At 64.5% G+C, this 24637-nt stretch carries 23 protein-coding genes; 11 read left to right on the forward strand and 12 right to left on the reverse strand.

The genetic code is table 11. The annotated features are described in order from the left end of the window. Window positions 1-388: 388 nt before the first annotated feature. Window positions 389-814: a TOBE domain-containing protein gene (locus BTO02_RS11095; RefSeq protein ID WP_075158784.1), complete on the reverse strand. Its 426-nt coding sequence runs from the start codon at window positions 812-814 to the stop codon at window positions 389-391. 95 nt (window positions 815-909) lie between these two features. Here BTO02_RS11095 and BTO02_RS11100 point away from each other — a divergent pair, with 95 nt between their 5' ends. Continuing rightward, a complete protein-coding gene (locus BTO02_RS11100; RefSeq protein WP_075157078.1) occupies window positions 910-1788 on the forward strand; it encodes an extracellular solute-binding protein in 879 nt (292 codons plus the stop codon). A 19-nt stretch (window positions 1789-1807) separates the two neighbouring features. Further along, on the forward strand, window positions 1808-3742 hold the full coding sequence (locus BTO02_RS11105) for an ABC transporter ATP-binding protein/permease (protein WP_075157079.1): 1935 nt from the start codon (window positions 1808-1810) through the stop codon (window positions 3740-3742). Here the strand turns inward: BTO02_RS11105 and BTO02_RS11110 are convergent. The 3 genes from BTO02_RS11110 to BTO02_RS11120 all read right to left on the reverse strand — a co-directional run bounded on the left by BTO02_RS11110 (window position 3726) and on the right by BTO02_RS11120 (window position 8874). Then, window positions 3726-5141, reverse strand: coding sequence for an MFS transporter (locus BTO02_RS11110; protein WP_075157080.1), 1416 nt, complete (start codon window positions 5139-5141; stop codon window positions 3726-3728). The genes BTO02_RS11105 and BTO02_RS11110 overlap by 17 nt on opposite strands. Before the next feature lie 183 nt (window positions 5142-5324). Further along, window positions 5325-6710: an FAD-dependent oxidoreductase gene (locus BTO02_RS11115; RefSeq protein ID WP_075157081.1), complete on the reverse strand. Its 1386-nt coding sequence runs from the start codon at window positions 6708-6710 to the stop codon at window positions 5325-5327. Between the two features lie 214 nt (window positions 6711-6924). Next, window positions 6925-8874, reverse strand: coding sequence for an ABC transporter ATP-binding protein (locus tag BTO02_RS11120; RefSeq protein WP_083615079.1), 1950 nt, complete (start codon window positions 8872-8874; stop codon window positions 6925-6927). Between the two features lie 515 nt (window positions 8875-9389). Between BTO02_RS11120 and nthA the strand changes: the two genes are divergently transcribed. From nthA to BTO02_RS11135, 3 genes are all read left to right on the forward strand, one after another. Beyond that, complete coding sequence (gene nthA, locus BTO02_RS11125) at window positions 9390-10082, forward strand: nitrile hydratase subunit alpha (protein WP_075157082.1); 693 nt, start codon at window positions 9390-9392, stop codon at window positions 10080-10082. Then, window positions 10079-10756, forward strand: a complete 678-nt coding sequence (gene nthB, locus BTO02_RS11130) for a nitrile hydratase subunit beta (protein WP_075157083.1) — start codon at window positions 10079-10081, stop codon at window positions 10754-10756. Before nthA ends, nthB begins: the two co-directional genes overlap by 4 nt. A 61-nt stretch (window positions 10757-10817) precedes the next feature. Next, on the forward strand, window positions 10818-11201 hold the full coding sequence (locus BTO02_RS11135) for a nitrile hydratase accessory protein (protein WP_075157084.1): 384 nt from the start codon (window positions 10818-10820) through the stop codon (window positions 11199-11201). 162 nt (window positions 11202-11363) lie between these two features. Here BTO02_RS11135 and BTO02_RS11140 read toward each other — a convergent pair whose 3' ends face one another. The 3 genes from BTO02_RS11140 to BTO02_RS11150 form a co-directional block, all read right to left on the reverse strand. Further along, a complete protein-coding gene (locus BTO02_RS11140) occupies window positions 11364-11993 on the reverse strand; it encodes a hypothetical protein (protein ID WP_198039130.1) in 630 nt (209 codons plus the stop codon). Window positions 11994-12266: 273 nt separating this feature from the next. Further along, the gene (locus BTO02_RS11145; RefSeq protein ID WP_075157086.1) at window positions 12267-13643 is read right to left on the reverse strand and encodes a GntP family permease; all 1377 of its coding nucleotides are present in this window, start codon (window positions 13641-13643) and stop codon (window positions 12267-12269) included. Between the two features lie 191 nt (window positions 13644-13834). Next, window positions 13835-14719 carry a 2-hydroxy-3-oxopropionate reductase gene (locus tag BTO02_RS11150; protein WP_075157087.1) on the reverse strand — a complete coding sequence of 295 codons (885 nt, stop codon included), beginning with the start codon at window positions 14717-14719 and terminating at the stop codon, window positions 13835-13837. A gap of 308 nt (window positions 14720-15027) precedes the next feature. Here BTO02_RS11150 and BTO02_RS11155 point away from each other — a divergent pair, with 308 nt between their 5' ends. After that, a complete protein-coding gene (locus BTO02_RS11155) occupies window positions 15028-16434 on the forward strand; it encodes a GDSL-type esterase/lipase family protein (protein WP_083615080.1) in 1407 nt (468 codons plus the stop codon). A 198-nt stretch (window positions 16435-16632) separates the two neighbouring features. After that, window positions 16633-16938, forward strand: a complete 306-nt coding sequence (locus BTO02_RS11160) for a hypothetical protein (RefSeq protein ID WP_075157089.1) — start codon at window positions 16633-16635, stop codon at window positions 16936-16938. Window positions 16939-16989: 51 nt separating this feature from the next. On the opposite strand, the gene BTO02_RS11165 is transcribed toward BTO02_RS11160, so the two are convergent. Further along, window positions 16990-17958 (reverse strand): LysR family transcriptional regulator, encoded by a 969-nt coding sequence (locus BTO02_RS11165; protein ID WP_075157090.1) that lies wholly within the window; start codon window positions 17956-17958, stop codon window positions 16990-16992. Between the two features lie 222 nt (window positions 17959-18180). On the opposite strand from BTO02_RS11165, the gene BTO02_RS11170 reads away from it, so the two are divergent. Both BTO02_RS11170 and BTO02_RS11175 read left to right on the forward strand, forming a co-directional pair. Then, window positions 18181-19011: an aldo/keto reductase gene (locus BTO02_RS11170; RefSeq protein ID WP_198039131.1), complete on the forward strand. Its 831-nt coding sequence runs from the start codon at window positions 18181-18183 to the stop codon at window positions 19009-19011. 208 nt (window positions 19012-19219) lie between these two features. Beyond that, window positions 19220-19810: a BPSL1445 family SYLF domain-containing lipoprotein gene (locus tag BTO02_RS11175; RefSeq protein ID WP_075157091.1), complete on the forward strand. Its 591-nt coding sequence runs from the start codon at window positions 19220-19222 to the stop codon at window positions 19808-19810. Between the two features lie 21 nt (window positions 19811-19831). On the opposite strand, the gene BTO02_RS11180 is transcribed toward BTO02_RS11175, so the two are convergent. The 3 genes from BTO02_RS11180 to BTO02_RS34755 form a co-directional block, all read right to left on the reverse strand. Continuing rightward, a complete protein-coding gene (locus BTO02_RS11180) occupies window positions 19832-20080 on the reverse strand; it encodes a tautomerase family protein (protein WP_075157092.1) in 249 nt (82 codons plus the stop codon). 104 nt (window positions 20081-20184) lie between these two features. Further along, entirely contained in the window at window positions 20185-21168 is a 984-nt protein-coding gene (locus tag BTO02_RS11185) for an alpha/beta fold hydrolase (RefSeq protein WP_075157093.1), read from the reverse strand. 107 nt (window positions 21169-21275) lie between these two features. Beyond that, a complete protein-coding gene (locus BTO02_RS34755) occupies window positions 21276-21656 on the reverse strand; it encodes a hypothetical protein (RefSeq protein ID WP_198039132.1) in 381 nt (126 codons plus the stop codon). Between the two features lie 189 nt (window positions 21657-21845). Here BTO02_RS34755 and BTO02_RS11200 point away from each other — a divergent pair, with 189 nt between their 5' ends. Beyond that, a complete protein-coding gene (locus BTO02_RS11200) occupies window positions 21846-22715 on the forward strand; it encodes an NmrA family NAD(P)-binding protein (RefSeq protein WP_075157096.1) in 870 nt (289 codons plus the stop codon). Between the two features lie 267 nt (window positions 22716-22982). Beyond that, the gene (locus tag BTO02_RS11205) at window positions 22983-24074 is read left to right on the forward strand and encodes a DMT family transporter (RefSeq protein ID WP_075157097.1); all 1092 of its coding nucleotides are present in this window, start codon (window positions 22983-22985) and stop codon (window positions 24072-24074) included. Window positions 24075-24128: 54 nt separating this feature from the next. Here the strand turns inward: BTO02_RS11205 and BTO02_RS11210 are convergent, their stop codons facing one another. After that, window positions 24129-24632 carry a DoxX family protein gene (locus BTO02_RS11210; RefSeq protein ID WP_075157098.1) on the reverse strand — a complete coding sequence of 168 codons (504 nt, stop codon included), beginning with the start codon at window positions 24630-24632 and terminating at the stop codon, window positions 24129-24131. Between the last annotated feature and the right edge of the window lie 5 nt (window positions 24633-24637).

Below are 24637 nucleotides of genomic sequence, written 5' to 3' on the forward strand. Positions count from 1 at the left end.
CGCGTTACTCGAAACTAGCGCTTGCCCGTCGATATATCGGTAGGTATATTACGCTGCGTGTAGCGCAAGCGCTGCGGAAAATTCGATCGACACCGGTCATATCGTTGCGCTAAGCCGCGCGAGCTGCTTGCGGCGCCTGGCCTCACGTGCCCGATGAAATGCGCGACGCGCTTGATGCAATCGGCCGCGCAAGGGTGTCGAACGACGGAACGAGGGGAAAGATACGAAAGACACGAAGGTCACGAAGCGGGCAGAGGCGGGCAAAAAGCAGGCAAAAAGCAGGCAAAAAGCGGCAGCACGAGCGTAGCCGGCGTGCAGCCGCTGCGTTGAGGTGCCCGTCATGCGGCGCAGTGGCCGCAAGGCATCGATCAGACGACAGCCGGCGCGATCAATCCACGCCGACGATCACGCTCGACGCCTTGAAGATCGCCGCTGCCGCCTTGCCGTTCGCCAGGCCCAGGCGATCGACGCTGTCGTTGGTAATGATCGAGGCGATCTTCGCCCCGCCTTGCGCGGCGATCACGACTTCCGCGTTGACGGCGCCCTTCGTGACCGACGCAATGGTGCCCGCGATGCAGTTGCGCGCGGACACCTTGCTCGCGTTCGCGTCGACCATCACGAGTACCGACGATGCCTTGATCAGCGCAAACGCCGGCTTGCCTGCCGCAAGGCCCAGCGAAGCCGCGCTACCGTGCGTGATGATCGCGACGATCTCGAGGCCGTCCTGCGTGCGCAGCGTGATCTCGTCGTTGACGGCACCGGCCTTCACGTCGGCAACGATGCCGGGAAACTGGTTACGGGCGCTGGTGCGCATAGTGTTCTCCTTGAGCATGAGTGAAAGCGGGGAAGTTCGATGCAGCGTTGCGCGCATCGTAATATAGTCGACTTAATAACGGTACGGGGAATGACATGGTTCGTAAGCGGGTTGCGTCGGTTATCGTGTTGGCGGCCGCGGCGTTCGGTGCACAGCGTGCGTCGGCGCAGGACGGCACGGTCAATGTGCTGTACGCGGGTTCGCTCGTGAATCTGATGGAGCGCAGCGTCGGTCCGGCCTTCGAAAAGGAGACCGGCGTTCACTTTCAGGGCTATGCCGCGGGGTCGAACAAGATCGCCAATGAAATCAAAGGCAAGCTGCGCCGCGGCGACGTCTTCATCAGCGCGAGCCCAAAGGTCAACACGAGCCTGATGGGCGCGGCCAACGGCGATCATGTGACGTGGTATGTGAATTTCGCGGAATCGCCGCTGATGATTGGCTACAACCCGCAAAGCAGATTCGCCGCGCAGTTCAAATCGAAGCGCTGGGACGAGGTATTGCAGGAACCGGGTATCCGCATCGGCCGCACGGACCCGAAGCTCGACCCGAAGGGCGCATTCACGGTCGAGATGGTGACGAAGGCGGCAGCGCTCTATAAACAGCCGGACCTCGTGCAAAAGACGCTCGGTGCGCCGGAAAATCCGGACCAGGTGCTGCCGGAAGAGACGCTCGTGGGCCGTCTCCAGTCGGGCCAGCTCGACGCGGGCTTCTTCTACTCGACCGAGACCTCGGATCTGAACATCCCGGCCATTCGTCCCGCGCCGGAACTGCAGGCGAAGGCGAGCTACACGATCACGATTCTCGGCGACGCGCCGAATGCAAAGGGCGCCGCGCGCTTCGTCGACTTCCTGATGAGCGCGAAAGGGCGCCAGTTGCTCGAGGAGCATGGCGTCGACGTCGTGAAGCCGGCCGTGGTCGGCAACGTGCAGGCGATTCCGCCGTCGGTGCAGGCGGTCATCGACGCTGCGCAGTGAGCGTGAGGACAAGCCTGCCATGACGCGCCACGCTGCGCGGCCGCTGCTGTGGCTCGGCGGCCTGCTTGCCATTTATCTGTGCGCGCCGTTTATCGCGGCGCTGCCGCAGATCGATCACGCGGACTGGGCCCATGTCGACTGGCACACGATGGGTTCCGCCGTCGGCGTGTCGGTCGCGAGCGCAAGTGTGGCCGCGCTTCTGATCCTCGTGGGCGGGGTGCCGCTCGGCTATGCGCTCGCGCGCTCGTCGTCGCGCGCGATGGCCGTGCTCGGGTTCATCGTGCAACTGCCGCTTGCGCTGCCGCCGCTCACAAGCGGCATTCTGCTGCTGTTCCTGTTAGGACCGTATAGCCCGCTTGGGCGTCTTTTCGGCGGCGTGCTGACCGATTCGTTCGCGGGCATCGTGCTCGCGGAGACCTTCGTCGCCGCGCCGTTTCTGATCATCGCCGCGCGCTCGGCGTTCGCGGCGGTCGACCCGGTCTTCGACGACGTCGCTGCGACGCTCGGTCATCATGCGGGCAGCCGCTTCTTCCGCGTGACGCTGCCGATCGCGTGGCCGGCGATTCGCGCGGGTCTCGCGCTCGCCTGGCTGCGCGCATTCGGCGAGTTCGGCGCAACCGTGATGGTCGCTTATCACCCGTACTCGCTGCCCGTCTATACGTACGTCGTGTTCGGCGGTCAGGGCTTGCCCGCGATGATGCCGTTGCTGCTGCCGACGCTTGCGATCGCGGTGATTTGCGCGGTGCTCTCCGTGGCGGGCCGCCGCGCGGCGCCGCACGCCGATGCGCCGCAGGAAAACGGCGACGAACCTGCCGCCGTCGCGACAGCGGCCACTGTCCCGCTGCCGGCGCAACCCGATGCGCGTCTCGCGTTCCGGTTGCGCCGTGACCTCGGCGCGTTCGATCTCGATATCGAATGGGCGCCCACCACGCGGCGCCTCGCCATCATCGGGCCGTCCGGATCGGGCAAGTCGCTCGCGTTGCGGATGATTGCCGGCCTCGAACGCAACGACGGGTGCGTGGTGACGCTCGGCGCACGCGAACTCGCGCCGCTTGCGCCGGAGCAGCGGCAGATCGGCTATATGCCGCAGGATTACGGGCTTTTTCCGCATATGACGGTCGCGCAGCAGTTGTCGTTTCCGCGCGATGCGGATGCGCCGAGCGCGCGCTACTGGATCGAGCACCTGGGTCTCGCGTCATTGACGGCGCGCTTGCCGCGCGCATTATCGTTCGGGCAGCGTCAGCGCGTGGCGCTCGCGCGTGCGTTGACACGGCACAGCCAGTTGCTGCTGTTCGACGAACCGTTCTCGGCGCTCGATACGCCGCGCCGCCGGCGCCTGCAGCAAGCGCTGCGCGAACTGCAGCGCGAGATCGCGGCGGTGACGGTGCTCGTCACGCACGATCCCGACGAAGCCGCACTGCTCGCCGACGAGCTGCTGGTGATCGAGCACGGCCGCGTGCTGCAAACGGGCTCGATCGCCGATGTGTTCGAGCGGCCGGCGAGCTTGCGGGTCGCCGAATTGCTCGGCCTGCATAACGTCGGCGAGGGCATGATGCGCGACGACGGGCGTATCGAGACGCCGCTTGGTCTCGTCATCGAAGCCATTGCGGCGCTTTCGCTCGCGGCGGGCCAGGCGGTGATGTGGCGCGTGTCGCCGCGAGCGATCTCGGTGCTCGACGATGGAACGGCCGCCGCGCATGCGCGCACGAACGGCACGAACGGTGCGAACGGCACGAACGGCGCGAACGGCGAACGCAGCCTGTATCGCGGCACGCTCGAACGCATCGAACTGCGCCACGGGGACCGCTATGCGGTGCTCGATATCGGCGGTCATCGCTTCGACGTCGGCGATGAATCTGCGCTTGCCGATGCAGGCCGCAATCGAGCCGTACGGATCGATCCGCGCGGTGTATCGGTGTGGCCGCTTGCGCGACCGCTCAACGCTTCGACGTGACCTCGATGCGTTTGCCGCGCGCAATCTCGTCGCCGGCATTCGGCGCGAGGCGCCGCGTGATCGCAATCGACGCGAACGAGCACAGCCCAACGGTCAGGAATGCCGGCCAGAAATCGGACCATTCGATCTGCGTGTGACCATGCAGCGACCGCGTGAGCTGCACGACGATGCCGGCAATGGTGACGCCGAGGCCGAGCGACATCTGCTGAACCACGCTGCCGAGGCTCGTCGCGCGCCCGACGTCGCGCGTTTCGATTTCGGCGTAGGTCATTGAATTGAGGCTCGTGAACTGCAACGCCGGGAAGAAGCCGCCAAGCAGCACGACGCCCCAGATCAGCCATGTCGGCGTGCCGGGGAAAAACAGGCCGCACGCGGCAATCGCGATGCCCGAAAACGCGGCGTTGTACATCAGCACGGTGCGAAAGCCCCAGCGATGCAGCGTGCGCGATGCGAGCGTGCGCATGAAGAGCCCGCCGATCGCCGACGCGCACGTAATGAGCCCCGACTCGAACGCGCTCATGCCGAGACCTTCCTGCAGCACGAGCGGCAATAGAAACGGCACCGCGCCGAGCCCGATGCGAAACAGCGATCCGCCCATCACGCTCGCCTGAAACGTCGGCACGCGGAAAAAGCGCAGCTCGAGCAGCGGCCGCGTCGCGTAGCGCGCATAGAGCACATAGAAAGCCAATGCGATCGCGCCCGCGAAGGTCATCGTCCACGCGGTCGAATCGGCGATCAGTTCGCTGCCGACCAGAGCAAGCCCGAGCATGAACGCCGAGGCGCCGCCTGCGGACAGCAGAAACCCGAACCAGTCGAGCGGCCCCGGATGCGGCTCGCGCGTATTCGCGATGAACCGGTTCGTCAGATGGATGCCGACGATGCCGACCGGAATGTTGATAAAGAAGATCAGCCGCCAGTGCAGATACGTCGTGATGAAGCCGCCCAGCAGCGGCCCGGCGGCCGGCCCCAGCAGCGACGTGAGGCTCAGGTAGTTCATTGCGCGAATGAAGTCCGAACGCTCGACACTGCGAAAGATGATGATGCGGCCAACGGGCACCATCATCGCGCCGCCGATGCCCTGCACGAAGCGCGCGACGGTGAACATGCCGAGCGATGTGGAGGCCGCGCATGCCAGCGAACCGGCGACGAAGATGCCGATTGCGGTGCGAAACACGGTGCGTGCGCCGTAGCGGTCCGCCAGCCAGCCGCAAACGGGAATAAACACGCCGAGACCGAGCACGTAGCTCGTGACCGCGATCTTCAGCGTGACCGGGTCTACAGCAAAGGTGCGCGCCATCTGGGGCAGCGCCGTGACGATCACGTTCGCGTCGACCGTCTCCATGAACATCGCGAACGCGACGATGACAGGAGCGATGAGACCCTTCTGGTCGGACGACATGAGCAGGCTGATGCGGCGATGAGCAGCGCGAGGCGACGGGGACAAGCCGCGATTATTGCATAGCCGCTCTCACTTTTAAGCATTCGCTGCGGGATTTTTGTGTGCCGTCAGCATGGCTGACGGCACGACCGAGCTTGCTTCAAGGCCGCTTCATTCCAGATTCAGGCCGGGTTCAGGCCGGGTTCAGGCTCTCGGCGGCACCTTCGCAAACAGCAGGTTCAACCCTTCGCCGATAGTCGGATGGCTCAGGATCGCATCGCGCACTGCCGTGTACGGCAGCTTGCCGAGCATCGCCATCTGCACCGCGGACACCACTTCGCCAGCCTGCGTGCCGACCATCGTGAAGCCGACGATCTCGTCCGAATCGGCCGCCACGAGCGCCTTCATGAAGCCGGCCGTCTCGTGGTTCGTGCGCGCGCGCGGCACCGCGGCCATCGGCAGCGTCGCGACCCGCACCTTGATGCCTTTCTGCGCGGCTTCCGTTTCGTTGAGGCCGATGCGCGCGAGTTCCGGTTCGATGAAAAGCGCATACGGTATCGTGCGATTCGCCGTCGTGTACGTACCGCCGGCGAGGCTCGACTTCAGCACGCGGTAGTCGTCGAACGAGGCGTGCGTGAACATCGGCGTGCCGGCCACTTCGCCGATCGCCCACGTATTCGGCGCGCTCGTCGCGAGCCGTTCGTCGGTGACGATAAAGCCGCGCTCGTCGAGTTTGACGCCGGCTTCCTCGAGGCCGATGTCACGCGTATTCGGCGTGCGGCCCGCCGCGACGAGAATATGCGTGCCGTCGAGCGTGCTGCCGTCGGTCAGCGTGACCCGCACGCTTTTGCCCGAGTGGCCGTCCACCTTGACCGCCCGCGCATTCACGCGCACCTCGATGCCGTCCTGCACGAGCGCGGCCGTGATCGCCGCGGCGACGTCCGCGTCTTCGCGCATCGCGACGCGCGGCGCTTCCTGCAGCACCGTCACGCGGCTGCCGAGACGCCGGAACGCCTGCGCCATTTCGAGACCGATATAGCCGCCGCCGAACACGATCAGATGCTCGGGCAGCGTGTCGAGTTCGAGCGCTTCGACGTGCGTGAGCGGCGCCGCATACCGCAGGCCGTCGATATCGGGAACCGCGGCGGTCGTGCCCGTGTTGATGAATGCGTGGTCGCCGAACACGACGCGCTGGTCGCCGTTCGGCAGCGTCACTTCGATCGTGCGAGGCGCAACGAAGCGGCCATTGCCGACGATGAGGTCGAGTCCGGACGTCTGGAACGCGGTCATATTGATGTCGACCATTCCGTCCACGACCGAGCGCACGCGCCGATAGACGCGCTTCATATCGAGCCCGCCCGCTTGCGGCGCGGCGCCGAGCTTTTCAGCCTCGCGGGCCGCATGCATGAGCCGCGCAGTCTGAATCAGCGATTTCGTCGGAATACACGCGACGTTGATACACGAGCCGCCGATCATGCCGCGCTCGACCACGGCGACTTTCCTGCCGGCTTTCGCGAGTTCGACGGCGAGCGTCTTGCCGCCTTTGCCGCCGCCGAGAAACACATACTCGAACCGTTCGACTGGTGCCATTGCCTTGACCTCCGGGATTCGTTCGTTGCCGGTCTACGCTGTTGCGCCCGGCTTCGAAAGAATCGTAGGGCAGGGGGGGAGGCGCCGATATGATCGATCGTCGCAAAGGCATGCTCGGACGGATCAAATCGTTCGGCAGCGAGGCAAAGACGAAGGTTTTACCGGCAGCCGGCAGATAAGCGGCAGATTGCGGGCCGCAACGCGCAGCCAACGCTTACCGGTTCGCGCCGATCGGTCCGAGCCCGTGGGTCGCGCTCGGGTCGCCTGCGTACTCGACGGGCGGCGTTGCGCTCGCCTCGTCGATCGCGCTGTCGGCATCGTGAGTTGCGGCGCTGCCGGCGCGGCTACCGTCGTCGAGCATGCCCTTCGCGAGCTCGACTGCCTGACGCGTGAAGAGCCGGCGGTACAGGCCGTTTTCGCGCTCGATCAGCCGTTCGTGCGGGCCTTGCTCGACGATGCGGCCTTTGTCGAGCACGAGCAGCCGGTCGAGCGAGCGCACGGTGGACAGCCGGTGCGCGACGACGAGCGTCGTGCGTCCCGCCATCAGCCGCTCCATCGATTGCTGGATCAGCACCTCGCTTTCGCTGTCGAGGCTCGACGTCGCTTCGTCGAAAATCAGCACGGGCGTGTCGGCGAGAAACGCGCGGGCGATCGCGATGCGCTGCCGCTCGCCGCCCGAGAGCTTGACGCCGCGCTCGCCGACGAGCGTGTCGTAGCCTTGCGGCAACGCGTCGATGAATTCATGCGCGCTGGCCAGACGCGCGGCGTGCTCGATTTCCGCGAGCGTCGCATCAGGGCGCGCGTAGGCGATGTTCTCGGCGAGCGAACGGTGAAACAGCACCGGTTCCTGCTGGACGATCGCGATCTGCCGGCGCAGCGACGCCTGCTGTACCTGCGCGATATCCTGGCCGTCGATCGTGATGCGGCCCGCGTCGATGTCGTAGAGCCGCTGGATCAGCTTGACGAAGGTCGTCTTGCCCGAGCCCGAGTGGCCGACGAGCCCGATGCGCTCGCCCGGCGCAATGCGGATCGACAGGTCTTCGTAGAGCGGCGCCTGCAGCGCGCCATAGCGGAACGTCACGTGTTCGAAGCGGATTTCGCCGCGCACGATGTCGATCGGACGCGCGCCCGGCCTGTCTTCGATGCCGAGCGGTTCGTGCTCGAGCGCGACGAGCTCTTCCATATCGTTGATCGAGCGCTGCAGGTTGCGCACGTGCTGGCCGATGTCGCGCAGATAGCCTTGCAGCATGAAGAAGGTGGTCAGCGCGAACGTGATGTCGCCAACGCTCGCCTTGTCGTGCGTCCACAACCAGAGCGCGGTGCCGACGATGGCCGCCTGCATCAGCACGAGCATCGCGCTTTGCAGGCCGCCGTTGGTCGTGCCGCGGCTCCACGTGCGCCGCGTGCGCTTGCTCCATTTCGCGATGACACGCGCAAGCCGCGCTTCCTCGCGATGTTCGGCGCCGAACGCCTTGACCACCGCGTTGCAACTGACGGCATCCGCGAGCGAGCCGCCAAGCCGCGTGTCCCACATATTGGCGAGCCGTGCCGACGGCGCGACATAGCGCAGCGACAGCGTGGCCGTCACGCCGATATAGAGCAGCGAGCCGACGCCGACAATTGCACCCATCACGGGCCAGCGCGCGCCGAGCACGATTGTCGTGCCGATCAGCATCACGCAGGAGGGCATCAGCGTAATCAGCAACGTGTCGTTGAGCAGATCGAGCGCCCAGATGCCGCGCGTGATCTTTCGCACGGTCGAGCCCGCGAAGCTGTTCGCATGCCAGTCGGTCGCAAAGCGCTGCACGCGGTGAAAGCCGCTCGCGGCGATCTCGCTCATCATGCGCAGCGTCATCGTGATGATGTTGCGATAGACGAGCTGGCGCAGCACCATGCCCGTGAAGCCGAGTGCGATCAACGCGCCGAACGCGTGCGACGCGGCGTCCCACGCGTGCGCCTTCGCGGCCACGCTGGCGGCGCCGGCGGACAGCGCATCCACGAGCCGTCCGGCGAACAGCGGCGTCATGACGTCGGCGAGCGCGCCGCACAGCGCGAACGCCGCGACCGTGGCGACGCGCGCCGGCTGCTGCCACCAGTGTGCGAATACAAATGCGAGGACGCTGCGAAATGCCTGCGTGCCTTGAGCGGTTTTCCTGTCAGCCATGTGCGACGACGCGCGGGCCAATGGACCGCGCGCTTACCTCGTGTGTTTGAAGAAGCGAAGAACGAAGGGCTGCGCGAGCGGGCGCAATCGATAACGATGCGGTGGCCGGCCGCTGGCCGAAATGCGGTGGCCAGAATTTCCGGTTGGGATAATCGTGCAACGAAGCGCACTGCCGGGTGCACTACTGGGCGCACTGCTGCGTGTGCTGCTGGTTATCGCCAGCGCATCATCGTCGATGGACTCGTTCGTTAGACGAAGACGAAGCCACGATTGTACCGCCCGCGCGAGGCGCGCGTGCGACGCGCATCCGCCACCGCGAGCGCTGGTCGCTACGCGCGGCGAGATGCGTGCACATCGTCTGAAGATTTGCATTCGACAGCCTGGCAAACGATACTGAGTGGGTCGCCTCATTATCCGTCGCCACCGTTGCCATGTCCGTCGACGCGGCACGTCAAAGAGGAACATCGACGAGGCACGCCGATCAGCCACCTTCCGCATTCGGGAATCGAACCGCGATGAGCCACGAAAGCCATAAACCGCACGGTCCGCATGAAGCCGAGCATGAAGCCGCGCATGAACGCGGCCGTCACCATGCCCACGAAGGCAGCGCCTTATCGGAAATGGAGCTGCGCGTGCGCGCGCTCGAATCGCTGCTGGTCGAGAAGGGCTACGTCGACCCGCAGGCGCTCGACGTGCTGATCGAAACTTACGAGCACCAGATCGGACCGCGCAACGGCGCGCGCGTCGTTGCGCGCGCGTGGAGCGATGCGCAATACCGCGCATGGCTGCTCGACGACGCGACCGCCGCGATCGCGTCGCTCGGTTATTCGGGCCGCGGCGGCGAACATATGGTCGTGCTCGAGAACACGCCGCGCGTGCACAACATGGTCGTCTGCACGCTGTGTTCGTGCTATCCGTGGCCGGTGCTCGGCTTGCCGCCGGTCTGGTACAAGTCGGCGCCATACCGTTCGCGCGTCGTGATCGACCCGCGCGGCGTACTGAAAGAGTTCGGCTACGAGCTGCCCGAAGACGTCGAATTCCGCGTCTGGGATTCGACGTCCGAATTGCGCTATCTCGTGTTGCCGATGCGTCCCGAAGGAACCGATGGTTTGAGCGAAGACGCGCTCGCGGAACTCGTCACGCGCGACTCGATGATCGGCACGGGCTTGCCGCATGCGCCTCGAGGCGCGCAAGGAGCACGCGCATGAACGGCGCACACGACATGGGCGGCATGCAGAGCTTCGGCCCTGTGCAGCCCGAGCGCGACGAGCCGATCTTCCACGCGGACTGGGAGCCGCGCGTGCTTGCGCTGACGCTCGCGATGGGCGCGACAGGCACGTGGAATATCGACATGTCGCGCGCCGCGCGCGAAAGTCTGCCGCCCGCGCAATACCTGGCCGATACGTACTACGAGATCTGGTTCGAGGGCCTTTGCAAGCTGCTGATCGAACACGGCCTCGCCACTGCGGAAGAAATCGAGGCGGGCAAGCCGGCAGGGCCGCCCGCGCGCGTCAAGCGCGTGCTTGAGGCAGCGCAAGTGCGCCCGACTTTGTCGCGCGGCTTTCCATACGACAGGCCGATGGCCGATCCGGCGCGCTTTGTCGCAGGCGACGCGGTGCGCACGCGTGAAATGAATCCGGCGACGCATACGCGCTTGCCGCGCTATTGCCGCGGCAAGCGCGGCGAAATCGTCGCGGTGCGCGGCGCGCATGTGTTTCCCGATGCACATGCGATCGGGCAGGGCGAGCAGCCGCGCTGGCTTTATACCGTGCGCTTCGCGGCGGCGGAACTGTGGGGCGACGATACGAGCGCCGCATCGGTGTGCGTCGACTGCTGGGAACCGTACCTCGAACCCGCGGGCGCGCATGGACAGGAACACTGAACGCGCCCGAACAGGCGCGAAGGCTATGACCAACATGACAACCATGACAACCATGGCACCCATGACAACGACAGCCGCTGCACATGCAGGGTCGGGCGAATCGTCGGACCTGCTCATGCACCTGCCGGAATTGCCGCGCGACGGCAACGCCCCCGTGTTCAGCGCGCCGTGGGAAGCGGCGGCGTTTGCGATGACGCTCGCGCTCTATCGCCGCGGCGTTTTCACATGGGCCGAGTGGGCCGCGTATCTGCACGACGCGATTCGCGACGCGCAATCGGCCGGCGACCCCGATCGCGGCGACACGTACTACCGGCACTGGCTGAGCGCGCTCGAGCGCATCGCCGCGGCGAAAGGCTGCGTGACGCCCGCAGGATTGCTGGCGCGGCGCGACGCATGGGATCGGGCCGCGCGCCGCACGCCGCATGGCCAGCCCATCGAACTGTGAACGTTCGGTTTTCTGCGCGACGAGGCGCGACACGCGCGGATACGTGTCCAGGCGAAACGCCGCAACGCAAGCGCATCAGCCGCAATACCGACGTACTGGACGCCACCACCGTCCCCCGCAACGGGCAGCGGCCCTCGCGCGTCCTGCACCGCAAATCCAGCGTTACTGACTGGAAACCGGCGTTCCCGAATGAACCTGCTGTACGCGAGGCGCCGCTACCTGCGTGACGGCGCGCATCACGCCGCCGTGATACATGGCGACGACGTTGCCGCTCGCATCCTTTTCGGCGGCGTCCCACGGCGCGTTGTGGCGGAAGGTGCCCGTCAGCGAGCCGCCGTCCGAGCGATGAATGACGGCATCGCCTTCGAGCAGGCCGGCGCTGAAATCGCCGGCAACCCAGTCGCCGGTCGGCCAGCGTTTGACGCCTTTGCCGTCCGGCATGCCGTCGCGCAAGCTGCCTTGATAGACGAAACCGTCGCCGAGAATCACCTGACCGGGAATGTCCGGCGGATTCGGGTCGGCCGGATTGATCGTCGAAGCAGCGGCGGCCGACGTGGCCGATGGAACGGCCGCGGTATTGGACGACGAATCGCCCGAGCCGGACCCATTCGCGTTGACCGCATTGACAACGGGCGGAATGGCGCCAATGGCGTTCACGTTCGTCTGAGTGCTGCTTGCTGCAGCGCCGCTGTCGTCGGCTGATGCAATGGCCGGCACAATCAGGGAAAGTGTTGCGACGGCAACCGTCAATGCAAGGATCGGCGGGCGGGGTGGCTTGTTTGCGGACAGCACGGTGATCTCCTTGAAGTCGACTTGATGAAGGAAGCCGTGTCAGCGAAGAAAACTAGCTCGTATGCCCTGCGAACACAATGGCGTCATGCATCGATGTGTGCGTTGATGCACAGTCGCAAATCACATGATAAGAAGAACGTGCTATAGGCGCATGGGTTCGTCATTTGATATGCGCTGAGCTCGCGCGAAATGCATGCGCGGCGACACGCATGCATGGCATGACCGCCGCGCGAACCAGCGATGCGTTCTGCGTCGCGCGTTATCGAAGCGCGCTCAGGTCAGCACGCTCCATAACGCGAGCGTCAGCACGAGACCGACGACGGATACGATGGTCTGCAAAATCGACCAGACGAAAACCGTCTGCTTCAACTGGAGTCCGAAATACTCGCGGACCATCCAGAATCCCGCGTCGTTCACATGGCAGAAGAAGACCGAGCCCGCGCCGATCGCAAGCGCGAGCAGCGAGTTGTGCGTGACTGACAGCCCCGTCACCACGGGCGCGACGATACCCGCAGTGGCCGTGGTTGCGACCGTGGCGGAGCCCGTGGCCTGGCGTAATGCGACAGCGATGAGCCAGGCGAGCACGAGCAGCGGCAGATGAGCGCCGAGCGCGATCTTGCCGATCGTCGTACTGATGCCCGCGACGACGAGCGTCTGTTTCAGGCCGCCGCCCGCACCGATCGTGAGCAGCAGCGCGGCGATCGGCGGCAGGCTTTTGCGCAGAATGCCGCCCACGCGCTCGCGCGGCATGCCGCGCGACCAGCCGAGCGCCACGATCGCGAAAAGCACGGTGAGGCCGAGTGCGACAAGCGGCTCGCCGAGGAAATCGAGCGCGTCGTGGGCGAGCGTGTTCGGCTCGAGCGCAAGCTTTGCCACGGTGCGTCCAAGCATCAGCACGACGGGCAACAAAATCGTGATGAGCGAGATCGCAAAGCCGGGCAACGCGGACGACGCCGTTTCGGAGCGGAACAGCTTGCCCATCTCGTCGGGCTCGGCGATCTGCATGCGTTTCGCGAGCCAGCCGCCGTAGACGGGTCCCGCGAGAATCACAGCCGGAATCGCGACGATCAGGCCGAGGCCTAGCGTAAGACCGAGATCCGCATGCAGCGCGCCGACTGCGATCAGCGGTCCCGGATGCGGCGGCAGCAGCGCATGCAGCGTCGTCATGCCGGCGAGCGCGGGAATCGCGATGCGCAGGATCGGCTGCTGCGCGCGGCGCGCCATCACGAAGATGATCGGCACCATCATCACGAGGCCGACTTCGAAGAACAGCGGCAGGCCGATGATGATCGCGACGAGCGCCATCATCCACGGCAGCCGGCGTGGCGTCGACAGATCGAGGATCGTGGTGACGAGGCGATCGGCCGCGCCCGAATCGGCCATCAGCGCACCGAGCATCGCACCGAGCGCGATGATGATGCCGATGTCGCCGAGCAGCGCGCCTGCGCCTTTACTGAATGCGCTCGCCACTGCTTCGAGCGGCAAGCCTGCGCTAAAGCCGGCCGCGAACGTGCCGACGAGAATCGACAGGAACGGCGCAAGTTTTAGCGCACTGATAAAAACGATGATGAGCACGAGGCCCAAAGCGCACGAGAAAATCAGGCGTGTATCGTGCGCGGACCAGGGGGTAAAGGTAGCTGTAAGGTGCACTGTGTCTCCGCAAGCGTGTCAGGACAGCCGGGACGGTGCGTGCGATATCGCGCCGGCCGCCCGCGGGCCAGCGAGATTTTAGCGGTCGCTGAAGATGGAATGCGAGAGGACGTGAGCCGCTTTTTGCGTGCGGAGCGCGGGCCGATGCGCTCCGCTCATGCTCGGTTCGGTTCGGCGCGGTTCGCTTCGGATCACCCGGCGATTCGATGCGCGGACAACGTTTCGATTGCCTGGCACAGCGCCGAGTGGTCGAGCTCGCCGAAGCCGAGCGCCATGCATGCGTTCATCAACTGCTGCATCGCGCCGGTGTTGGGCAGCGAAACGCCGAGCGCTTTCGCGCCTTCGTTCGCGAGACCGATGTCCTTCTGATGCAGATTGATTCGGAAGCCCGGGTTGAACGTGCGCTTGATCATGCGTTCGCCGTGCACCTCGAGCACGCGCGACGATGCGAAACCGCCCATCAGCGCTTCGCGCACCTTCGCCGGATCGGCGCCGGCTTTCGAGGCGAACAGCAGCGCTTCGGCCACGGCCTGAATGTTCAGCGCCACGATGATCTGATTCGCGACCTTCGCCGTCTGGCCATCGCCGTTGTTGCCGACGAGCGTGATGTTCTTGCCCATCAGTTCGAACAGTGGCTTGACCTTGTCGAACACCGGCTGCGGACCGCCGATCATGATCGTCAGCGACGCGGCTTTCGCGCCGACTTCGCCGCCCGATACAGGCGCGTCGAGATAGTCGCTGCCGAGGTCGTTGATACGCTTTGCGAAGCCTTTGGTGGCGATCGGCGAAATCGAACTCATGTCGACGACGGTCTTGCCCTTGCCGAGCGTCGACGCGACGCCGTTGTCGCCGAACAGCACGGCCTCGACATGCGGCGTATCGGGCACCATCAGGAAAACGATTTCCGCTTCGCGCGCGACTTCGGCGGGCGATGCGCACGCCTTGCCGCCTTGTTTGACGAGCTCGTCGGGTACGCCTGAGCGGCTGTGCAGAAAGAGCGTGTGGCCGCCTTTGATCAGGTTGGCCGCCATCGGCGTGCCCATGATGCCGAGTCCAATAAAGCCAGCTTTTGCCATGGTGTCCTCTTGAGTCCTCTGATGGGTGATGGGGAAGCGGGGTCCGCTGGGGATGGCGGATAACGCGATGGTACCCGGAGTCGGGTGAAGCTACAGGCTTTCGCTTCGATTCATCGGCAGCGGTGCCGGACAACTAACATCCATCTCCGCGCGATCGCGCCGTGCACCGTCGCGCCGATTCCGAAATGGCCACCTGTGGCTGGCAGCACGTTCCCGTTCAGTTCCAGGCAGCGCTATATCAAGGTCGGGCAGGCGAGTGGAAGAAATAACGCGAATGCCGCGAGACACGGTAATCCAGAGGAGGCGACATGTACCCCACCGTTAGGTATCGACGCACATCGCTGTGGCATCAGTCCGGGAGCTGGCTCATTTCAATCGTCTTCGCGGGTCTGTTGTCTGCCTGCGGTGGCGATGGTAGCGGCGCAGCCGGCGGCGCAGCGCACGCGCTGGCCACTCAGGCTCCATCGGCACCGGATACCGCGACTGCGGCGGCAACCCGATGGGCCACCACCTGGGAAGCCGCGATGCTGCAGAATGGTTTGCAGAATTTCGATTCCGACACTGCCCGCACGCGTATCCATACCAGCGCGGGCGGCACAGGTGTGCGGATCCGTCTCTCGAATATTTTCGGCACGCAGGTCATGGTGGTCGATGGAGCGAATGTGGCGCTGCCTGACACTGGCAACGCCGCGGATCCGACCGCGATCGACATGAGCACGCTGCACAACGTGACGTTCAACAACGGCCAGACCTTCGCCGAAGTGCCGCCCGGCGAAGAATTGCTAAGCGACCCGGTCGCGATGAACGTGCCAAAGCTATCGGATCTGATGGTGACGATCCATTTCAACGGGCTCGTGCAATACGCCGATGGCCACTCGGACGACGTCACGCCGTTGCCGGGTCTTTACGTCGTGAGAGGCCAGGATGTCGCAACCGCGCCATCGTTCGCGAATATTCCGTTCGAGACGTTCAACGGCGCTTTTAACCTGAGCGAAGTGGAAGTGCAGGTGCCGGCGAAGACGCGGTCGATCATCGTGATGAGCGAATCGATCACGGACGGCCGGGGCGCGGTCGGCATTGAGCATCCGTGGCCGGCCGTGCTAGCGAGTCTCGCTAACGCGAGCAGCGGCACCGTCGCGGTCGGTAACGCCGGCATCGGAGGAAATTCGCTATTTAACACGACGGTCGGCGGCCCGGGATGCTGCGGCGTCGATCTGCTCGACCGCTTCCAGCGCGACGTGTTGTCCCGCAATCCGACCGACATTGTCATTCTCGCGGGCGACAACGATTTGGGCGGTCACACCGCAGACGAGATTATCGCCCGATACCAGATTCTTATCGAAGAGGCCCATGCGCAGAACATCAAGGTTTACGGCGGGCTTAACACGCCGATCGGCGACATCGTCGGTCTCGACGGCAGTCGCGTCTCGACAGGTTTCTATTCGCCGTCCAACGAGGCCGAACGGCAGCAGCTGAACGCGTGGATACAGACGCCCGGTCACTATGACGGTTCGATTGATTTCCCGGCCGTGGTCGGAAACCCGTCTATCTCACCGCTGGGCGTGGCGACTGCCTGCTACGATCCGGAAAGTCCCATCCATATGGACAATCAGGGCTACACAGCGATGGGCACGCTTGCTTATGACGTGATGTTCGGGAAAACAGTGCGGCCGGCCGCTCCCTGCAATGCGCGGCCGTTTCCGCCTTCCATGTGACATTCTCCGGATCGCGGCGTGTGGCTGCTTCGTCAATCGCGAAAGCCTCTATTTGCTTTGCCTGCACCCAAGGTATCGTCGAAAGCACGCGGAATATCCCCCACGGTCAAGCGTTAAACGGGATGAGGGCCGCGCGACACCGTGTCGCAAGCGTCGCTCATTTCCCGTTTGCACCATTCCGGTGGTCTGGATATCGCTATGTATTTCATTGCGTTCACCGCGCTGGCGGTGCTGTTCGTGATCGTCTGCTTCTGGCGCGAGCTTGCACCGGGGCTTGCCTGGCTCGCGCTGCAATATCACACGTCGCCGGAAGTGCTATCGACCTTGTACACGGGAGGCGACGCGCATGTCGACGAAGCAGGGCAGCGGTCCGCCGTGAAGGCCGAGCAGGAACTGCGCGTCGCGCAGGCGCCGCTCGTCGAAGAAGAAATCCGTGCAGGCGTCGAGAAAGACGTGCAAGCGAAGCCGCACGCTGCGCGAAAGAGGGAAACCGAACCCGTCTAATCGTTGCATGTGCAACGAAGCGCGCATGTAACGCAACACGCAAGCCGAGGTTCAGCGTTTGCGACCGGCTCCCGTTTGCCGTGGCGGCGCAAGGGTCTTGCGGCCCCGTGCAGCAAGCGCCGGCGCCAGCATCTCGAGACAGAAATCGATAAATGCACTGACCTTCGCCGCCTGATGGCGACGCGACGGATAAAGCGCATACAACGGAAAGCGTTCGTCCTGCCATTCGCGCAGGATCTCCTTTAGCGCGCCTGCCGACATCAGATGTTCGACACCGAGGTCCATGATCTGCGCGATGCCGGCGCCGGCCGTGCAACTGCCTAGCATCGTATCCACATCGGAAACGAGCAGCCTGCCGTTTGCCGGTATTTCGATCATTTGCCGGTTACGATAAAAGACCCATTCGAAAGGCTTCGAGGTCACCGGGTTGTAGAACAGAATCCGCTCGTGCCGCACGACGTCTTCGGGCCGCTGCGGCACGCCGCGCTCGTCCAGATAGCGCGGCGCCGCGACCGTCAGCACGCGCGTATCGAGCAGTTTGCGCGCGACGAGTGTCCCTTCAGGCGGCGGCCCGAAGCGGACCGCGAGATCGAAGCCGTCCGCGACGAGATCGCCGACTGCATCGCGCATGATCAATTCCAGCGTCAACTCGGGGTAGCGGCGCAGCAGCTCGGGCAACCGTGCGGCGAGCACCGTGCGCGAGAAGAACGGATCGATATTGACGCGCAGCTTGCCGCGCACCGCGTTTGCGGCGCCCGACGCGGCGATCGCGGCTTCCTCGATGCCGATCAGGTGCGGTCCGGCCGCTTCGTAAAGGCGCCGGCCTTCGTCGGTCAAGGTCTGCGAGCGCGTCGTGCGGTCGAGCACGCGCACGCCGATGCGCTTCTCGAGCCGCGAAATGGCGCGGCTGACTCCGGAAGGCGACAGCCCGAGCGAATCGGCCGCGCGCACGAAGCTGCCGGTCTCCGCGACCGCGGCGAGCACGGTCACGCCCGACAGCAGTTTTCCATCGAGTCCCATATGCGGTGTATCAGTTTTTAGCGAATTCGTGATTTTAATCATCGCTCATTTGAACCGCTCGTACTTTATTCAACGGTTCCGAAGTGCGACAGTGGCGCAAGCCGTGGTCCGGCCCCGCACTGATGTCCTCGCATGCGAACGCGCATCGAAGCGAAAGGCGCGGGCCGCGCCGCCATTCAAACACGCGCTGTTCGTCACAATCTTCGCCACCAAGGGACAACGATGGAACCGATCGACACGATTGAAACTCAGGGCATCCGCATGCCTCGCCTCGGCTTCGGCACCTTCCGGATGCCGGGCGCCGACTGCCAGCCCGTCGTCGAAAGCGCGCTGGCGCTCGGCTACCGCCATATCGACACGGCGACGATGTACGAAAACGAAGACGCGGTGGGCGCCGCGCTCGCAAGCGCGAACCTCGCGCGCGACAACCTGCACGTCACGACCAAGGCCTGGCACGACAGCCTGCAGCCGGACGCACTGCGCCGCTCGCTCGATACGAGCCTGCAGCGCTTGCGGCTCGACTACGTCGACCTGTTCATGGTGCATTGGCCATCGCGCGACATGAACCTGCCGGCCGTGCTCGAAACGATGCAGGCGCTCAAGGAAGAAGGGCGCACGCGCGCAATCGGCGTGTGCAACTTCACGATGCCGATGCTGAAGACCGCGCTCGATGACGTACGCGCGCCGCTCGCCTGCGTGCAGGTCGAATATCACCCGTTCCTGTCCCAGGCGCGCCTGCTCGACTACTTGCGGCCGAAGCAGATTCCGCTGGTTGCCTACGCGCCGCTCGCACAGGGCCGCGCGGCAAGCGACCCGGTGTTGGCTCGCATCGGCGAAAAACATCAGGCAACGGCCGCGCAGATCGCGCTCGCCTGGCTGCTCGATCAGGATGGCGTCATTGCGATTCCGAAGGCGAAGCGCACGGAAAGCCAGCAATCGAATCTCGGCGCGCTCGAGGTTCGCCTCGACGACGAAGACCGTCGCGCGATCGCGGCGTTGCCGAAAGACCAGCGTTATGTGTCGCCGCCGTTTGCGCCGCAGTGGGATGACTGACGCGCAGCCGAACCGCGAGCGTTGACGGATTACAACAACCCGAAGCACGGTAAGACTTGCTTTCGGCGACGCGCTTCAAGTAACGTGCACGGTAATTTGAACCCTGCGTGTCATGCAGAGGTCATTAGACACAAGGCCCCGCGAAGCTTTAGAAAAATCAGCAGAACTCGCGGACTTCGTGAACCGTGTCTTGAGGAGGAAAGCGCGCATGCACCGTCGCCGATTTATCGCCGTTACCCCCGTGCTGGCCGCGTCGGGCGCGCTTGCGCTCGCCGCGTGCACGACCACGCCGCCATCGTCGGATGCTTCGCCGCAGGCCAACGCCGGCAGACGCCGCACCATCGATGCGGACGTCGACGCAACGATGACGCGCCTCTATGAAACCGTGCAAGGCTCGCGCGAACTCGTCGCGCTGTCCGTCGGAATGCTCGTGTTTCCGCGCGTGATTGCGGCCGGCTTCTGGTTCGGCGGCCAGTATGGGCAAGGCGCGTTGCGTGTGGGCCCGCAAACGAGCGGCTATTACAGCATCACGGCCGCTTCGTTCGGGTTGCAGATCGGCGCGCAATCGAAAGCGGTGGTGCTGCTGTTCATGACGAAGAATGCGCTCGACGAATTCGTCCGCAGTCAGGGCTGGGCCGCCGGCGTCGATGCGACCGTCGCGCTCGTGAAGATCGGCGCGAACGGCAATATCGACACGTCGACGGCGACGAGCCCGATCGAGGCAATCGTCATGACGAACGCCGGCCTGATGGCCGGCGTGTCGCTCGAAGGTTCGAAGATTTCACGGCTGATCATTTAGGCGCAACGCGGATCAAGGGCATCACGTGGCGCCGATCGCATCCGTGACGGCGACGGCGCCCGATTGAACCGCGCGCACTTCGTCAAGGCCGAGTGCATTGCCGCCAATGCCCCAGTCGCCCGGTTTCACGTCCTCGATAATGACCCACGTGATGGGCCGCAGCCGTTCGCCCTCGAATTCCACCATCACATCGGTCAGTCTTTTAATCAACTGACGTTTCTGTTCGGGCGTAAATACGCCCTCGATTCCTTTGACCGTCACGAGCGGCATCGCAAACCTCCTTGATTTGGGCGTCATAGGGGGAACGGTACGGAAGCCGGCGCCCGACGCTTCCGCACACGGCGTTCGGTACGAAGCCGCTGCGAACGCAGCCGTCAGCCGAGTTCGTCGAGGAATTCGATCAAGGCCGCGTTCACCTCGCGCGGTCGCTCCTGCTGCGTCCAATGACCACAACCGGACAGAATCAGCGAGCGACGCAGCAGCGGCACGCGTTGCGCGAGCGTCGCGAGCACTTCGCTCATGCCGTCGAAATGCAGGACGAGGTCGCGCTCGCCTGCGATGTAGAGGGCCGGCACCGTGATCTGCAGGCCGTCGAAAGGCGCGAGCAGCTCCTGATTGCGGTCGATGTTCCTGTACCAGTTCAACCCGCCGCGAAAGCCCGTATGCGCGAACTGCTCGGCGTAATAGTCGATGTCTTCGTCGGTGAGCCACGCGGGCAGCGCGGGCGCGTCGGGCAGCGCCGCCGCCATCCCGCCATTGCGCGGCACCATGCCGAAACGGTGCGAGCCGCCATCGTCGCGGCGCGTCGCCTGTCTGTCGCCGCTCAACGAGTAGAGCATATTGCGCACGAAGCGGCGCACGTCGCGTTCGAGGTCCGCTTCGGCGACGCCCGGCTGCTGGAAATAGAGCTGGTAGAACATCTCGTCATCGGTGCGCGGAAATCGCGTCGATGGATGAACCTTGGCGCGCGGCCGGAACGGTACGCTCAGCGCGACGACGCCGGAGAAACGGTCCGGACGCAGCAGCGCCGCGTGCCAGGCGACCGGCGCACCCCAGTCGTGCCCGACGATCACGGCCTTGCCGACATCGAGCGCATCGAGCACGCCGACCATATCGCCGACCAGATGCAGCATCGTGTATTGCTCGATCTCATGCGGGCGATCGGTGCGCCCGTAACCGCGCATATCGACCGCGATCGCGCGAAAGCCTTCTTCTGCAAGCACCGGAATCTGATGACGCCACGAGTACCAGCTCTCGGGAAAGCCATGGCAGAGCAGCACGGCCGGGCCGTCTCCCTGTTCGACCACGTGAATGTTGATGCCGTTCGCGTTGACCGTTCGATGAATGAGTTCCGACATGGCGTGTGCTCCTCCGAGACTGAATGGCGTACGCGTTCGAGTAGTCGTGTGCGTGCGCCGTGCGCGAATGGACCGCGTGTGTCCAAAAAACACTGGAGCACGCTTGCTTATTCCGATCCGCTCTGGACGAAACGTGCGAACGCGGCGCTCAGGCAAGCGCTCAGGCACGCGCAGGCACGCGCAGGCACGCGCAGGCAAGTATAGCGGCGCGAAATCGCCTGAATGCGTTCGAGCCGGTTTGAATCGGTTCGAATCAGTGTGGATTCGTTTGACAAGGACACAACCGCCATCGGGTGGACCGTATGCCGAACTTTTCGTTTTCGATCGATGGTGAGCATTTCCTGCTCGACGGCATGCCGCTGCAGATTCGCAGTGCCGAGATGCATCCGGCGCGCATTCCAGCCGAATACTCGAATGTGTGCCGGGCGCCGTCTTATTCGCAGGACCGGACGTCCGGGATCGGAGAAGTCCGTGCGGTTCGTCTGCATCGGAGCGCCTCGCAGGTGCCGACGCGTCTATCTTGCCACGGCGCTTCGATCCGCTGCGGCTTATGGCATGCGAACGAATCATGCCGCGCGGTCATGAATCAAATGACCGTCATGCTATCGCGTAATGACCGGCATTTCACCAGAATGGGTTTCAACGCAGTTTGCGCTGCATAACCTGAGGAAAGTGAAATGTATGCGATCACCGGAATTACCGGGCAAGTGGGCGGCGTCACCGCCCGCGCATTGCTCGCTGCTGGAAAAGACGTTCGCGCGGTCGTACGCAACCGCGACAAGGCACAAGAATGGCAACGCGCGGGCTGCGAAGTCGCCGTAGCCGCGATGGATGACGCGCCCGCGCTCGAGCGCGCATTCAGCGGCGCCGAAGCGGTCTTCGTTCTGCTACCGCCGGTTTTCGATCCGTCGCCCGGATTTCCCGAAGCTCGCCAGACGATTGCCGCGCTGCGCAAGGCAATCGAATGCGCGCGGCCGCAGCGCGTGGTGTGCCTCTCGACCGTCGGTGCGCACGCGACCGAAGAAAACCTGCTGACGCAACTTTCGATCATGGAGCGCGAACTCGGTCAGTTGCCGATGCCGGTTGCGTTCCTGCGCGCCGCATGGTTTATCGAGAACACGGCTTGGGACATTGGGCCGGCGATGGAAACGGGCGTTATCGCAAGCTATCTGCAACCGCTTGATCGCGCGATTCCGATGGTGGCGACCGCCGATATCGGGCGCGTGGCTGCGCAACTGCTGCAGCAAACCTGGAGCGGCCGCCGGGTCGTCGAACTCGAAGGTCCCGGGCGCGTGTCGCCGAACGATCTGGCTGCGACGCTCGACGCGTTGCTCGGACGGTCCGTGATTGCGCAAGCCGTGCCGCGCGACACGTGGGAAGCGGCATTTCGCGCGCAAGGCATGCGCAATCCGTTGCCGCGTATGCAGATGCTTGACGGCTTCAACGCGGGATGGATCGACTTCGAACATCAGACGATCAAAGGGCGCGTCGATCTGCGTCTCGTGTTGAGCGGCCTGATCGAGCGTGCCGGCGCACGCACGCGCTGAAGCTCGAAGGTTCGTTGGCGATGCGCTATGCGTACATGCTGCGAAGCGGGCATGCGGGGCGTTTACTCGCGCATGTCCCGCAACCGATGATCGGGGAAGTGGCGAACCCGTCTGGTTTCCTGAGCATCGCGCGTTTCGCGAGCGCTGAGCATTGCGCACGGCGGCTGAATCGCGATTCCACCCTTGCGAAAGGCAGGTTGTTGGGGAACTGTCGGGTGGTGCCCGATACACTGTCGCTTTGTACGCCACCTCCCTCGCACGCTTTCAATGAACCCACGATTCGGCGCGATATCGACTGCGCTTGCCGCCGCTGCATTATTCGGTGCGGCCACGCCACTGGCGAAAGTGTTGCTCGGGGCGATGTCGCCATTCATGGTGGCCGGGCTCTTTTATCTCGGCAGCGGCATCGGGCTCTCGGCGATCGGCGTCGCGCGATGGCTGATAAAGCCTTCCGATGCGCGCAACAGACGTCGCGAAACGCGCGGTTCGGCTGGCTCGATCAGCCCGGTTAGTCGTGCCGAATTGCCGTGGCTGCTCGGCGCAATCGCCGCGGGCGGCATCGCGGGACCCGCGCTGCTGATGCTCGGCCTCTCGAGCACGCCCGCTGCAACGACTGCGTTACTGCTTAACCTCGAAGGCGTATTGACAGCCGTGGTCGCGTGGGTCGTGTTTCGCGAGAACGTCGATATTCCCGTGTTTCTCGGCATGGTTGCGATCGTCGCGGGCGGTGTGGTGCTGTCCTGGCAACCGGGCGAGACGGCCGTCCCGTTCGGCGCACTGCTGATTGTCGGCGCGTGCCTGTGTTGGGCGATCGACAACAACCTCACGCGCAAGGTTTCGGCCCACGATGCGATGGCGATCGCCCGTGTAAAAGGGTTGATCGCGGGCCCGGTCAACCTTGCAATCGCATTCGCGACCGGCGCATCGTGGCCGCCGGCAGCGACGGTAGCCGCAGCGATGCTGACGGGCCTCGTCGGTTATGGCGTGAGTCTCGTGCTATTCGTCGTCGCGCTTCGGTATCTTGGTACGGCGCGCACGGGCGCCTATTTTTCCGTTGCGCCGCTTTTCGGTGTCGTGTTGTCGTTGCTGCTATGGCCCGAGTGGCCGCATGTCGCATTCTGGGTCGCCGCCGTGCTGATGACGATCGGCATCGTTTTGCATATGCGCGAGCGGCACGAGCACGAGCATACGCACGACTGGATCGAGCATACGCATCGGCACGTGCACGACGAGCATCATCGGCATGAGCATGCGTTTCCATACGAAGGCAACGAACCGCATTCGCACAGGCACGTGCATGCGCCGCTCACGCATTCACACGCGCATTTTCCCGACGTGCATCACAGGCATCGGCACTGAAGCGCGCGAACGTTGCAAGCGCTCGTGCATGACGGCGCGTTCGGCGCCGCCCGCTCAATTACGCTTCACCGCGCGCGACAGCAGATGATCGATCGAGATCGCGCCGGGCCCCCATGCGGCAATGCCCAATGCCATCGCGGCCCACGTGATGTGAATGGGCCAGCCGTCGGGTACGGTCAGTTCGATAATGCAGGTCATGAGCAGCAGGCCGAGCGCCGCGAAGCGGGTACCGAAGCCGAGCACCAGCAGCACCGGAAAGCCGACCTCGCCGCATGCCGACAGAAAGGCGAACACCGCGGGCGCGGGAAACGGATACGGGCCGCCGGGCAGATGCAACTGGAACTCATCGGTGAAGAGGTCGATCGCCGTATCGTTCAGTTGCAGGAAGCCATGCCACTTGAGAATGCCTGAGCGCCAGAACGGCACGGACAACGCGAGGCGCAATACGAGTTGCGTGAGCCAGGGCCGCGCCAGTTGCCGCACGAGGCCGCTCGCCTGGCCGATCTTCGTTGCCACGCAAGCTGCAAACGCGGGCTTTGCGTTTTCCAGTTCGGACATCGTCC

The organism is Paraburkholderia sp. SOS3 (assembly GCF_001922345.1).
GTDB lineage: Bacteria > Pseudomonadota > Gammaproteobacteria > Burkholderiales > Burkholderiaceae > Paraburkholderia.

Coding starts and splice junctions, on each gene's coding strand:
- BTO02_RS11095 (WP_075158784.1), bottom strand. CDS start 814: ATGCGCACCAGCGCCCGTAACCAGTTTCCCGGCATCGTTGCCGACGTG.
- BTO02_RS11100 (WP_075157078.1), top strand. CDS start 910: ATGGTTCGTAAGCGGGTTGCGTCGGTTATCGTGTTGGCGGCCGCGGCG.
- BTO02_RS11105 (WP_075157079.1), top strand. CDS start 1,808: ATGACGCGCCACGCTGCGCGGCCGCTGCTGTGGCTCGGCGGCCTGCTT.
- BTO02_RS11110 (WP_075157080.1), bottom strand. CDS start 5,141: ATGTCGTCCGACCAGAAGGGTCTCATCGCTCCTGTCATCGTCGCGTTC.
- BTO02_RS11115 (WP_075157081.1), bottom strand. CDS start 6,710: ATGGCACCAGTCGAACGGTTCGAGTATGTGTTTCTCGGCGGCGGCAAA.
- BTO02_RS11120 (WP_083615079.1), bottom strand. CDS start 8,874: ATGGCTGACAGGAAAACCGCTCAAGGCACGCAGGCATTTCGCAGCGTC.
- nthA (WP_075157082.1), top strand. CDS start 9,390: ATGAGCCACGAAAGCCATAAACCGCACGGTCCGCATGAAGCCGAGCAT.
- nthB (WP_075157083.1), top strand. CDS start 10,079: ATGAACGGCGCACACGACATGGGCGGCATGCAGAGCTTCGGCCCTGTG.
- BTO02_RS11135 (WP_075157084.1), top strand. CDS start 10,818: ATGACAACGACAGCCGCTGCACATGCAGGGTCGGGCGAATCGTCGGAC.
- BTO02_RS11150 (WP_075157087.1), bottom strand. CDS start 14,719: ATGGCAAAAGCTGGCTTTATTGGACTCGGCATCATGGGCACGCCGATG.
- BTO02_RS11155 (WP_083615080.1), top strand. CDS start 15,028: ATGTACCCCACCGTTAGGTATCGACGCACATCGCTGTGGCATCAGTCC.
- BTO02_RS11160 (WP_075157089.1), top strand. CDS start 16,633: ATGTATTTCATTGCGTTCACCGCGCTGGCGGTGCTGTTCGTGATCGTC.
- BTO02_RS11165 (WP_075157090.1), bottom strand. CDS start 17,958: ATGGGACTCGATGGAAAACTGCTGTCGGGCGTGACCGTGCTCGCCGCG.
- BTO02_RS11170 (WP_198039131.1), top strand. CDS start 18,181: ATGGAACCGATCGACACGATTGAAACTCAGGGCATCCGCATGCCTCGC.
- BTO02_RS11175 (WP_075157091.1), top strand. CDS start 19,220: ATGCACCGTCGCCGATTTATCGCCGTTACCCCCGTGCTGGCCGCGTCG.
- BTO02_RS11180 (WP_075157092.1), bottom strand. CDS start 20,080: ATGCCGCTCGTGACGGTCAAAGGAATCGAGGGCGTATTTACGCCCGAA.
- BTO02_RS11185 (WP_075157093.1), bottom strand. CDS start 21,168: ATGTCGGAACTCATTCATCGAACGGTCAACGCGAACGGCATCAACATT.
- BTO02_RS34755 (WP_198039132.1), bottom strand. CDS start 21,656: ATGCAGACGAACCGCACGGACTTCTCCGATCCCGGACGTCCGGTCCTG.
- BTO02_RS11200 (WP_075157096.1), top strand. CDS start 21,846: ATGTATGCGATCACCGGAATTACCGGGCAAGTGGGCGGCGTCACCGCC.
- BTO02_RS11205 (WP_075157097.1), top strand. CDS start 22,983: ATGAACCCACGATTCGGCGCGATATCGACTGCGCTTGCCGCCGCTGCA.
- BTO02_RS11210 (WP_075157098.1), bottom strand. CDS start 24,632: ATGTCCGAACTGGAAAACGCAAAGCCCGCGTTTGCAGCTTGCGTGGCA.